The sequence below is a fragment of the Spirosoma sp. KNUC1025 genome (assembly GCF_045160025.1).
GTDB lineage: Bacteria > Bacteroidota > Bacteroidia > Cytophagales > Spirosomataceae > Spirosoma.
Genome location: NZ_CP087139.1, coordinates 6,397,393 through 6,410,048 on the forward strand (window position 1 = coordinate 6,397,393; position 12,656 = coordinate 6,410,048).

The following is a 12,656-nucleotide window of genomic DNA, read 5'->3' on the forward strand; positions in this document are numbered from 1 at the left end:
CGGCCACTTTTCGGGAAAAGTTTCGGCGAAAAGATGGCTAACACCGTGGTTTTCATTACACCTGAACCGTTTTCCAACGCCCCCGGCGGAACACAAAAACAGCAATTACAGCCAGCAAGGTCTCACTGATCGCCACGGACCAGAATACGCCCGGCGGCCCCCAGTTCAGGAGATTAGCGAGTGTGTACGCCAGTGGAATTTCAACCAGCCAGAAGCATATAATGTTAATGATCGTTGGCGTACGGGTATCGCCCGCGCCATTGAGCGCCTGACTGAGCACCATGCCATACGCCATAAACAGATAGCCCAGACAAAATACGCGCAGGCACTCTACCGCAATCTCAACGACACGTACATTGTTGTCGAACAGCCCAACAATTTCGGTGGCTCCCAGAAAAAAGCCAGCGCCAACGGCCGCCAGAAAAAGCATGTTGCAGAAAGCCGCCCGCCAGGCCGACGTTTCGGCGCGTTCGGGCTGACCAGCACCTAAATTCTGTCCGACCAACGTAGCGGCTGCATTCGCCAATCCCCACGACGGCAAAATTGTAAATACAATAATCCGAATAGCGATGGTATAGCCAGCTACTACGTCGCTGCCGTAGGTCGAAAGGATTCGCGTCAGAAAAATCCAGCTTGCCGAACCAACCAGAAACTGACTCGTGCCACCAACGGCCAGGCTCAGCAGATTACGAATTATATCGGTGTCGGGCGTAACATCGGCTCGCAGCACCTGTATCGCTCCTTTCGAACGTGTCAGCATGTACAGCTGATACAACACACCAACGCTACGCCCCATGGTTGTTGCTACGGCCGAGCCCATTACGCCCAGTTCCGGAAAAGGACCGAGCCCAAAAATAAACACCGGGCAAAGCACGATATTTACACCATTAGCCAGCCATAACGACCGCATGGCTACCGATGCATCGCCAGAACCGCGGAGACAGCCGCTCAGCGTGTAAAGCAGGATGATTGCCGGTGAACTGGCAAAAATCATCCGGGTAAATCCGGCTCCATTGGCAATCAGGCGCTCATCGCCCCCCATCACCCGCAGAATCTGTTCGGCAAACAGAAAGCCGGGTATTCCCATCAGCACCGCTACCAGAAGCGATACAAGAATCACCTGCCCAACCGTTCGGCCCGCTTCCCGATGGTTGTCTTCGCCTACGCGCCGGGAAACCAGAGCGGTAGCTGCCGTACTCAGGCCAATGGCAATGGAATAGACGATGGTTAATACGGATTCGGTCAGCCCTACCGTAGCGATGGCCTGCGTACCGATTTTGGCGACAAAAAATACGTCGACCACGGCAAACAGCGATTCCATCACCATTTCCAGAATCATCGGTACCGATAGCAGAAAAATAGCCCGGTTGATACTACCAGACGTAAAATTGGTTTCTGAACCACGCAATGCGGCCAGGAATAACCGTATGAATTTGGTCATTGGAATACAAGCTTATGCCGCAGTCGATGACTACTGCCCGATGCGAACTATATAAAAAATGGAAACAACCACCAGGAGGTGGCAGGAACTTGAAGAAGAATGAAAAACCACGTGGGTTTTTAAGCGAGGAACTTCATGGGCTTTGAATGGACCGCCAGTGCGGACGCCTTTAGGGTCGCAAACCTACGGATTTCTTTGGCAAATTACCAAATCCGGTTGAGCAAACGGTCAATAAATTAAAAACTATCTACGTAGATGTGCGTTTGTTAAGTAATTCACAATGAATGGTGTAAAAATGAATAATACCAGCTGTAGGCAAATAGCCTCCTGGTTTTGTTCATTTTGCCCTGTCCATTATTAGACTATGAATACGCCATATCCTTCACTTACTGAGCTAAACGATTTCTTACGTACTGAGCTATCAGCAGACCGATACCCTAATGACGAACAGGGTGGAGTTTATTCTCCTTCCGAACGGCCCATCCGCCGGATAGGACTGGCTTTGGAACCCTTTTCCGGCTTAGCTGACTGGGTGGATGCTCAGCAACTTGATGCGCTCTGGCTCCACCGGCCCTGGCAACTCAATCTGGATGATCTCCCATCCGACGTTGGGGTATTGTCGCATCATTTGCCGTTTGATGAGACACTAACCATTGGCTATAATAAGCAACTGGCCAGAGAACCTGGGGCCGCCAGTCCGGGAAAACCCCTTGGTTTTAAGCGGGCAACCAATGAAGCGGGCGAACTGCTGCCCGAACGCCCGATCGGCATGTTCATTGACGTACCACCTCAGGAGTTTGACGGGTTATTAGAGACCATGAAAAAACTCTTTGGCGGCTACGACCGGGCCGAAGCGGGCCCCGGTCTGGGCGGGTGGCGGCCTACCAGCAATCGCATTGCCGTAGTTGGTGCCATGAACGACACCCTGATCCGTGAAGCCGCAGATCAGGGCGCTGACCTGTTTCTGACGGGCGCCTACCGCAAACCTGCTCAGCAGGCCGTCGATGCCACCGGAATTGCTGTAGTGGCGGTTGGGCATCAGCGGGTTGAAGAATGGGGCTTGCAGGCTTTAGCCGAGCTACTTCAAAAACGCTGGAATATTGACTGTTTAATTTACCGGCAACCCGTCAGGTAAGCGAGGCTATTCATTCAATCGTACGGGGGTCGTCGGCAATTCGGGTATTGTCGTAGAAAGCATCCATCTGGGCCATATCTTCGTCAGAAATGGTAAAATCCAGTACGTCGAAATTTTCCTTGATACGTTCTCTCTTCACGGATTTGGGTATGGTTACCACGCCGTGTTGCAGCGACCAGCGCACCAGCATCTGATACGTTGACCGACCGTATTTTTCGGCCAGAGTGACCAGTTTTGGGTCGTTTTGTTTCTGTCCACGTACCAGTGGCGCATAGCCTTCCACCTGAATGGTTTTCTGGCGGCAGTAATCCATGACATCGGGCAGAAAGCAGTACGGACTGAACTCAATCTGGTTGAGAGCCGGAGTAATCTGGGCTTCCGTCAGTAGTTCGTCGATATGGGCTGGATAGTGATTCGAGAGACCAATGGCCCGCGCCCGACCATCGGTATAAATTTTTTCGAGCGCTTTCCAGGTCTCGTGCCGATATTGCTTTACGGGCCAATGGATCAGGTACAGATCCACGGCGTCGAGCCGCAGCCGCTCCAGACTCCGGTTAAACGCACGTAGTGTCCGATTGTACCCCTGGTCATCGTTCCACACTTTGGTTGTTATAAAAATATCACTTCGGGGAATACCACTAGACCGAATGGCATCAGCAACTTCACGTTCATTACCATAGGCGGCTGCCGTGTCGATCAGGCGGCATCCTGCCTCAAGTGCCCATTCAACAGCCTGTTGTACTTCGTTTGTCTGACTTGGGGCGTAAACACCAAGCCCAAGCAGAGGCATTTCGATACCGTTATTTAGCGTCGTAAACAATGTATTCATTCAGTAATGTCACTTTTGACTATAAAAAAGCCTAAAACCGAATCATATGTTTAAAAAAATTTCATGGAACGGTATTCATAACTATTCTTTCTCAATAGGATCGTGTTTTTATCGCAGTTTTCAGGCTGAGAAGAGACTTTTCGGCGAGGAAATTTTAAACATGGTTTTAACGACAGATGAATCAACACTGCGCTCAGACAACCAAATAAATGCCTTTAAATCAACAATTTACAACCAAAGCAAAAGCAAATACATAAAGACGTTAAATAGATTTTTAATCTATTTTTAATTTCTATAAATCTGATATTTCTGCCTGCTCGTATACGTATTGATTTTTCAACAAATTCAATACTATGGCTATGCTTTATACTGCACGACTTCGACGTATTACCGGCTTATTAGCCGTTGTTTCAACGGTAGTACTCAATGCCTGTCAGGATCACCGATCAACGCCCGACCCCACTACGGTTCCAGACGTAACGGTATATGCGCTGAACAATGCGAACCAGTTGATCCGGTTTAGTGTCCGTACGCCCGACACAACTACACCAATAAGTATTTCTGGAACAGCGCAGGATGAACGGCTGCTGGCTATAGATTTTCGGCCCGCTACAGGACAGCTTTACGGTGTAAGCAATCAGAGTCGGCTGTTCGTTATCAATCCCGCAACGGGAGCCGCCCGGCCACTTACAGCGATGGCGTTTACGCCCAATGTGGCTGGTACGGTTGTTGGGCTGGATTTCAACCCCACTGTCGACCGTATCCGACTGGTTACAAATACAGGGCAGGATTTACGATTGAATCCCGAGACGGGTGGCGTAGCGGCTACCGATGGAGCGATAAACGGGGCAGCGGGCGCTACCATTTCCGAGGTGGCTTATACCAACAACCGCGCTGGTGCAACCTCAACCACACTCTATGACATTGACCCCGCTACAGACCGTTTATACATTCAGAATCCACCCAATAACGGTACGTTAACGGACGTTGGACCGCTGGGTCTGGATATTACCGGAGCGGCTGGTTTCGACATTTCCCCAACCGATAATTCGCAGGGACTGGTGGCTGTAACATTTAATGGTTCCTCGGAATTACAACAGATCAATCTGACAACCGGTCGACTACAGAAACTGGGCAATCTGCCGGGTACGATTATCGGGCTTGCCATACCAACAGAACCCGTTGCCTATGCCATAGATGGCGGCACTAATTTACTGGTTTTCAATCCGATGAGTCCAGCGCCTGTCTCAAAAACTATTACGGGTTTGCAAACAGGCGAAACATTATTGGGTATTGATTCCCGCCCCGTAAATGGTCAGTTATATGCACTCGGAAGCAGTAGCCGCCTTTATTCGATAGCGGTTACGGCCACATCGAGCTGGAGTGCCGTTGCGGTTGGCAGTGCGGGGGCGTTCACACTGTCGGGAACGGATTTTGGGTTCGATTTTAACCCCACCGTCGACCGTATTCGTGTTGTCAGCAATACGGGTCAAAACCTACGTCTGAACCCCATTGATGGAACCCTGACGGGTACCGATGGAACACTGGCCTTCTCACCAGCAGGAGCTACGCCTAACGTAACGGCAGCCGCTTATACCAACAATTTTGCCGGTGCAGCAACTACAACCTTATACGACATCGACATCCGCTCGGGTAGTGCGGTTCTGCTTACTCAGAATCCGCCCAACATTGGTACGCTGGTTACTGTAGGATCGCTGGGTGTTGAGGCCGAAAGTGCCAATGGCTTCGATATTGGCGGTATGAGCGGTACAGCGTATGCATTATTACGTGTGAGTGGTACAACCCGATTATATACGATCAACTTAACCAATGGTTCCGCTACGGCTGGAGCAGCGATACCGGGCAATCCCACCGTTCGTGGCTTTGCCGTAGGACTTGGGTTCTAACGTAATGTGAATTATGGCTCCAACACCCGAATCTGGAGATTCGGTGTTACTGTAAGGCCGAATCTCCAGATTCGGGTGTTGAACTGGCATAAGAATCCGAATAACATATTGACTGCCAATAATTAATCTACTCAATTATTCATAATTCACGTTAACGTGACGTGAGCGATAGAATCCAATAGTCGCTTTAAAGTAAAAGCGCCCCAGAACGTTCTGGGGCGCTTTTACTTTACTTACCGGCTCAGGTACAGATTCCGTTCTGAGTAGACCTTCTGGAAGTAGTCGTCGGTCAGGTCGTCAATGAAATAAATCCCCTCCCCTGTCGATTTCATTTCAGGACCAAGTTCCTTGTTTACGTTCGGGAATTTGTTGAACGAGAAAACCGGAATCTTGATGGCATACCCTTTCTTGACGGGCTTGAAATCAAAATCCTTTACCTTCTTATCGCCGAGCATCACCTTCGTAGCGTAGTTAACGTACGGTTCCTGATACGCTTTACAGATAAACGGTACGGTACGGCTAGCGCGCGGGTTCGCTTCAATAATATAAACAACCTCATTTTTGATCGCAAACTGAATATTGATCAATCCAACGGTCTTGAGGGCTACGGCGATCTTTTTGGTATGCTCTTCAATTTGCCGGATTACGTTCTCACTCAGATCAAAGGTTGGCAATACGGCATACGAATCGCCGGAGTGAATACCGGCTGGTTCGATATGCTCCATGATCCCAATGATATACACATCTTCACCGTCGCAAATGGCGTCTGCTTCGGCTTCGATGGCGTTTTCAAGGAAGTGGTCGAGCAGAATGTTGTTGTCAGGAATATCCTGCAAAATTTTCATTACGTGCTGCTCCAGTTCATCTTCGTTGATCACGATTTTCATGCTTTGCCCGCCCAATACGTAGCTGGGACGTACCAACAGCGGAAATCCTAACGACCGCGATAGCTCGATGGCGCCTTCTGATTCCCGCACGGTGCCAAACTTCGGATACGGAATATCCAGTTTCCGCAGCATTTCCGAAAAATGGCCCCGGTCTTCGGCTAAGTCAAGAGCTTCCCAGCTCGTGCCAATGATTTTAATACCGTATCGGGTCAGTTTCTCTGCCATTTTTAAGGCTGTCTGCCCGCCCAGTTGCACAATCACGCCTTCGGGTTGTTCGTGCATGATGATGGCGTGAACGTGTTCCCAGAAAACCGGTTCGAAGTATAGCTTGTCGGCAATGTCGGGATCGGTCGAGACGGTTTCCGGATTACAGTTAATCATGATGGTCTCGTAGCCTGCTTCTTTGGCTGCCAATACACCGTGTACACACGAGTAATCGAACTCGATCCCTTGTCCAATCCGGTTCGGGCCTGAACCCAACACCACGATTTTCTTCCGGTTACTACGTATCGACTCATTGCCAGGCAGGTCCGAAACTGGCTCAGCATGATCGGTTGTGATAGGAACCTGATTGTTGAAGGTCGAATAATAATAAGGCGTTTTGGCTTCAAACTCAGCCGCACAGGTATCCACGCATTTGTAAACGCGACGAATATTATGCGCCTGACGATATTGGTACACTTTACTTTCTTTCACCTGTAGCAAGTGCGCCAACTGGCGGTCGGCATACCCTTTTTGCTTGGCGGTACGTAGCAGTTCGGGTGGCAGATCTTCCAGATCGTACTGCTGAATTTCGCGTTCGAGCTCGATCAGTTCTTCAATCTGGTGCAGGAACCAGGGGTCAATTTTGGTCAGTTGCTGGATCGTACGGAACGACATACCTGCCTTAAACGCATCGTAAATATGGAACAGCCGGTTCCAGCTTGGGTGCTGTAGGCTTTCGGTCAGGGCTGCGCGGTCGGTGAGTTCATGGCCATCGGCGCCAAGCCCATTCCGGCGAATTTCGAGCGACTGACAGGCTTTTTGCAGCGCTTCCTGGAAATTACGCCCGATGCCCATAGCCTCCCCTACCGATTTCATTTGCAGACCAAGCGAACGGTCGGCCCCCGGAAACTTATCGAAGTTCCAGCGCGGTACCTTCACGATTACATAGTCAATGGCTGGTTCGAAGAAGGCAGAAGTCGTTCCGGTAATCGGATTTATCAGTTCGTCGAGGTTATACCCGACAGCCATTTTAGCGGCAATCTTGGCAATCGGATACCCCGTTGCTTTTGAAGCCAGTGCCGACGACCGGCTCACCCGTGGATTTACTTCAATAACGATAATATCATCCGTTTGCGGGTTGACCGAAAACTGGATGTTACAGCCTCCAGCAAACTGCCCAATGCCACTCATGACCCGAATGGCCAGGTCGCGCATTTTCTGGTACAGCGTATCGGGCAGGGTCATGGCAGGGGCAACCGTAATGCTGTCGCCGGTATGGATGCCCATGGGATCAAAGTTTTCGATGGAGCAGATAATAATGAAGTTTCCATTGTTATCACGCAGCAGTTCCAGCTCGTACTCCTTCCAGCCCATAACACTTTGCTCAACCAGCACCTCGTGCACTGGCGACGCATGCAACCCGTTTGTGAGGGCCTTATCGAAATCTTCGGGTACGTTAACAAAGCCCCCACCCGTACCGCCAAGCGTAAAGGATGGTCGGATAACCAGCGGGAAACCAATTTCCTGGGCAATTTCCTTTCCTTCCAGAAACGAGCGCGCGGTACGTCCTTTACAAACGCCCGCACCGAGCTGCAGCATCAGCAACCGGAATTTCTCCCGGTCTTCTGTCGTTTCAATAGCTTTGATATCTACCCCAATAATCTGGACATTATATTTTTTCCAGATACCGACCTTATCGCAGTCGATGGCCAGGTTCAGTGCCGTTTGGCCACCCATCGTTGGCAGTACGGCATCAATTGGCCGTCCCATTTCCTGGTGTTTTTTCAGGATTTCTACGATGGATTTCTTCTCCAGCGGCAGCAGGTACACATGATCCGCATTGATGGGGTCGGTCATGATGGTAGCCGGGTTGGAGTTAATCAATGCTACTTCGATCCCTTCATCCCGAATCGAACGGGCAGCCTGCGAGCCAGCATAATCAAATTCACACGCCTGACCGATAACAATAGGGCCGGAACCAATAATAAGAACGGAACGAATGTTGGAGTTTTTGGGCATTTTTCAGTGGAGCAATGAACCGCCTTTGCGGCCTCGAATGAATAATGGCTACTGAATATGGATAAACAAACCAGAGGATCGTTGGCAGGTTATTGACCTTTAGCCAAAAATCCTGCAAAAGTAGCGTATTCAGCGGAAAGAAGTAGACAGCTTACCCGAAAAAATACAAACCTGTCGATAAATCGCAGGTAAAGGACTCGCTAAGTGCAGGAATTGCCGTTAATTGCACAAAACAGAAATCGTAATCACTAGTTTTGATGTTGAGGGCTCTTTAGAAATCAAAGGTTTATTTCGAATGTATGTTTAGACCCGGTTTACTGTTCATTTATGTATTGGCAAGCAAGCTGATTATCAGCTGCACACGCGATTTTCCGGCTACGGCACCGTATACCATTACAGCCCCGGTACCACCCCCTGAAAGGTGGCGGATTGCCGACTCAGGAGCAGCCAGCTCCCCAAAAACGCTTATTTCTGGCTAACGATAAAGTTCGGGTAGCCATCGATCTGAACGCGGGTGGTGCCATTACGTACCTATCGGAAGCAGGCAGCAGCGAAAACATGGTCAATAATTCTGACCTGGGCCGACAGCTTCAGACGTCGATTTATGCTGGACCCATTCCCTACAGCATCAATGGAAAGCAGCCCGTTTATGAGTGGCGAAACCTTGGCTGGAACCCCGTTCAGACTGGCGACTGGTACAACCACCCTTCGCAAATTATCAGCTATCAACAGGGGCAGAATACGTTGTACGTGAAAAGCGTACCGCTGATCTGGCCGCTGAACCAGGAACCCGCCGACTGCATCTTCGAGCACTGGCTCGAACTGAAAGACAATACGGTTCATGTTCGCTGTCGGATATCGGTTAACCGGGTCGATACAACCCATTACGAAGCCCGCACGCAGGAAATGCCCTGTGTGTATCTGAATGGACCGTATTACAGAATGGTCAGCTACGTGGGGTCAAAGCCTTTTACTAACGATGCCGTCTCAGAATTTACCGATGGCGGCAGTTGGTATTATCGGTACTCCTCCGAGCACTGGACGGCTTTACTGAACGACAAAGGGCGGGGTGTTGGGCTTTTCAGACCAGGTGAGGTACGTTTTGGAACTGCCAAATTTGGTCCTGAACGAACAGGGGGCGAATTCGATTTTGCCAGTGGATATATGAACACGCAACCGTTTTTTCTTTTTGATCATAACGGCCAGTACGAATACGATTATACGCTTGTGGTTGGCTCACTGACCGATATCCGTCAGTACGTTTACAGCCAGCCCCGACCCCTTACGCGCCCCGAATTTCGATTCACGAACAGTCGGCTGGGTTGGTATTATACTAACACCCATGATGCGGGCTGGCCGATTCGTAATGAACTAAACGTACGTTGGGAACGGGACAGCCTGCAGAAATCCCGCTTTCGAATTACATCGCCGATGACGGTCTGGCAGGCTAGTGAGATGCGTAAACTGTATATTCAGGCCGCTTTTCAGACGAAAGCAACCAGCGCCCGGCTGGTGTGGCTCAAGCCGGAAGAACATTTTGAAATTGAGGAAGATCCGGGCCGCTACGTCGATTTCCCAATTATTGGCGATGGGCAGTACAGGACCTATGAACTTGATATGAGCCAGTTTGGTGGCTGGAACGGAATTATCTCGCAGATTGCCCTGACCAGTCCCGAAACGCAATATGCCTATGAAAAGGGCTCAACGGTTCGCATACGTAGCATCACAGCAACTCCCCCCTGATAGTGTTTATCAATAATGGCAGGCCATAAAAAAACGGACATTAGGGGCTATCCCAATGTCCGTTTTTTTGCGTCTCTATTGCTTAAGCCATTACGATGAATGGGCCTGCAATTTTCAGTACGTCTTCTTTGCTCAGTGGTTCATCGAAAGCCTCTGAAACCGTATCCGTTGGAATACCGGTTATTGCAGATACATTCAGACCTGCCTGATTAATCATGTCATCGCCTTTGTACACCGCTTCTACGCCTGGGATGTTTGTGGTATCCTGGTTGGTAATCCAGCCTTTGTAGCCACGCAGGTAACGAACACGTGCTGCGTGACGAGCCTCAACGGAGTGAATCTGTAGCGCCGTTTCCAGAACGGGTGTACCAATCAGTTTAGGAGCCTGTCCTTTGTAGGCACGAACGCCTGTGTCTTCCAACGCCTGCGATACTGCTACGTACGTGTCGTAATTTGACAGAACATTCGGAAATGCCCCTTTGTAGGTCAAGTCGAACGTAGGTTTTGAAATAGCTGCACTGCCTAGAGCTCCTTTCAACAAAGCAACGTGTTCGTTCTCGTGCTTGGCAATCTGCGTGTAGATCGTGCGGGCTGTACCTGTTAGCAGACCTGGAGCATCGAGTCCCATGTTGTAAAATTCAGCTTCCAGATATTCGAGTGTAAGGGCAAAATTCAATACATCGGGAACGTCAGCTGTACCAGCATAAGCTTTATTCAGCATGGAGGCCAACACGACAGGAGCACCTGCGGCAGCGCCTTTCATTGCTTTTTTAAAGAAATTCTGGAAAACATTCCGACGTGTGACATGCTCAAGACGTTCGTACACGTCGGCATCCACCTTCTCGATTTCATTAAGTATGTTTTGTAAAATCATGGCTATAGGAGATTAGATGCTAGCTTATGCAGCGTTAAAGTTTACTTTCTCTTTGATGAACGGACCCACCAGGGTTAATACCTGTCTGAACGACCGTACCATATCTAAGCCATTCATGTCAACAATAGAATCAGGAGCAAACATGGTTGAATCGGGTGCGATCAATGTCGCAACGACAGCCGCATGACGTGCTTCTACGGATACAATCTTTCCGGCAAGCGTTAAATAATCGGCACTCTTAATGAATTTGCCAGCACCATTGTAAGCCGACACACCAACGTTTTCATAAGTCTGCGCAACTGACAGTACCGAATCACGGCTCATGAAGTCGATTGAACTAAAATCAGGTGTCAGACCTGGAATAGCGGCACCTCCTAAAGCAGTTTTGAACAATTCACGGTGAGCGATTTCATGTTCTTTAATGTCCTTAAGGATCATGTATTCTTTGTCGGTCATGCCCTTATAAGGAGTCATGATGACTTGCGTATAAAACGCAGCTTCCAATTGTTCCAGGGCATACGCATAATTCAGGATGGCGACATCGTTTGTTTCAAGATCGCCAAGGTCAACTACGTCACCAGCCCGCGCAGCACCTCTTGGAGAAAAGTCATTCATTTCGCTGTGGCAGGCACTCAGGGCAACACCGGCAGCTGCTGTTGCTCCAATGTAACGCATAAAGATACGGCGGCCAAGTCGTGCCGATTCTTTGCCCGTAAGCATACGGCTGATTTGAGCCGAGTCTTGGGGTAGTTTTTCCATTGAGATAAATAGTTAAGTGAGCTTTCTGCCGTTCATCGGGAGAATTGCAATAACTACGAGCCGAAAGCATTTCTGGTTTTGTGCCTTTTAGAAATTTCTTGCCATTATCAGGCATTACCGATTGAATGGTCCAAAATCAACCGCCTACGAAAGAAATTATAGAAAATATAATTTTATTAAGCTTAAGTTACCCATTCCTCAGATAAAGACTAAAACATATGACCGTTCCGGGCGTTCACACCAAATCCAGCCATATGCTTATAAGATTGTCATGAGATATTCACAACGATCATTTTCCTTTTGCTGAACAAACAATTACCTGTCAGGGCGGTTATACTTATCAAATTCATTACTCTTGACATTAACGATTATGATAACCAATAAGGAAATTGTTGACGATCTGAATGATCTGGTGAAGATCAATAATGACCGTATCCAGGGATACGAAAAAGCCATTGAAGACAATAAAGATGCCGATCTGGACGACCTATTCCGGCATTACGTAATCCAGAGCCAGAACTTCCGCAGTCAGCTTGCAGACCACATTGTACGCATCGATGGCCTGGCGGTTACGGACGTAACCTCTACGGACGTAACGAGTAAGTTGCACCGTGCCTGGATCGACATTAAATCCGCGCTGACCGGAAAAGACCGCGATTCGGTGTTAAGCTCAGTAGAGTTTGGCGAGAACGCAGCCGTAGAAGCGTATGAAGACGCTATCTCAAAGGATCACATCCCGGCTTATATCAAAGAAGATCTGCAGAAGCAACTGAGCGAATTGAAAGCTTCTTTCGACAAAATCAAGGCGCTTGAGAAAGTCTCGTAAGCATAGGTTTTTCAACAAAAAAGGGGATTGAT

9 protein-coding genes are annotated in these 12,656 nt (G+C 49.1%); 4 read left to right on the forward strand and 5 right to left on the reverse strand.

The window, feature by feature from the left end:
• Window positions 1–55: 55 nt before the first annotated feature.
• On the reverse strand, window positions 56–1,441 hold the full coding sequence (locus tag LN737_RS28045) for an MATE family efflux transporter (RefSeq protein ID WP_405514126.1): 1,386 nt from the start codon (window positions 1,439–1,441) through the stop codon (window positions 56–58).
• Between the two features lie 364 nt (window positions 1,442–1,805).
• Here LN737_RS28045 and LN737_RS28050 point away from each other — a divergent pair, with 364 nt between their 5' ends.
• Complete coding sequence (locus LN737_RS28050; protein ID WP_405514128.1) at window positions 1,806–2,576, forward strand: Nif3-like dinuclear metal center hexameric protein; 771 nt, start codon at window positions 1,806–1,808, stop codon at window positions 2,574–2,576.
• A gap of 10 nt (window positions 2,577–2,586) precedes the next feature.
• Here the strand turns inward: LN737_RS28050 and LN737_RS28055 are convergent, their stop codons facing one another.
• Window positions 2,587–3,405: an aldo/keto reductase gene (locus LN737_RS28055; protein WP_405514129.1), complete on the reverse strand. Its 819-nt coding sequence runs from the start codon at window positions 3,403–3,405 to the stop codon at window positions 2,587–2,589.
• 353 nt (window positions 3,406–3,758) lie between these two features.
• Between LN737_RS28055 and LN737_RS28060 the strand changes: the two genes are divergently transcribed.
• Entirely contained in the window at window positions 3,759–5,312 is a 1,554-nt protein-coding gene (locus tag LN737_RS28060) for a DUF4394 domain-containing protein (protein ID WP_405514131.1), read from the forward strand.
• A gap of 233 nt (window positions 5,313–5,545) precedes the next feature.
• Here LN737_RS28060 and carB read toward each other — a convergent pair whose 3' ends face one another.
• Window positions 5,546–8,422, reverse strand: a complete 2,877-nt coding sequence (gene carB / locus LN737_RS28065; RefSeq protein WP_405514133.1) for a carbamoyl-phosphate synthase large subunit — start codon at window positions 8,420–8,422, stop codon at window positions 5,546–5,548.
• Window positions 8,423–8,851: 429 nt separating this feature from the next.
• Between carB and LN737_RS28070 the strand changes: the two genes are divergently transcribed.
• Entirely contained in the window at window positions 8,852–10,165 is a 1,314-nt protein-coding gene (locus LN737_RS28070; protein WP_405514135.1) for a hypothetical protein, read from the forward strand.
• Between the two features lie 82 nt (window positions 10,166–10,247).
• Here LN737_RS28070 and LN737_RS28075 read toward each other — a convergent pair whose 3' ends face one another.
• Together LN737_RS28075 and LN737_RS28080 are read right to left on the reverse strand one after the other, a co-directional pair.
• Window positions 10,248–11,039, reverse strand: a complete 792-nt coding sequence (locus tag LN737_RS28075) for a ferritin-like domain-containing protein (RefSeq protein WP_405514137.1) — start codon at window positions 11,037–11,039, stop codon at window positions 10,248–10,250.
• A 24-nt stretch (window positions 11,040–11,063) separates the two neighbouring features.
• Complete coding sequence (locus tag LN737_RS28080) at window positions 11,064–11,798, reverse strand: ferritin-like domain-containing protein (protein ID WP_405514139.1); 735 nt, start codon at window positions 11,796–11,798, stop codon at window positions 11,064–11,066.
• A gap of 370 nt (window positions 11,799–12,168) precedes the next feature.
• Between LN737_RS28080 and LN737_RS28085 the strand changes: the two genes are divergently transcribed.
• Window positions 12,169–12,624 (forward strand): PA2169 family four-helix-bundle protein, encoded by a 456-nt coding sequence (locus LN737_RS28085; protein ID WP_405514141.1) that lies wholly within the window; start codon window positions 12,169–12,171, stop codon window positions 12,622–12,624.
• Window positions 12,625–12,656: the final 32 nt, after the last annotated feature.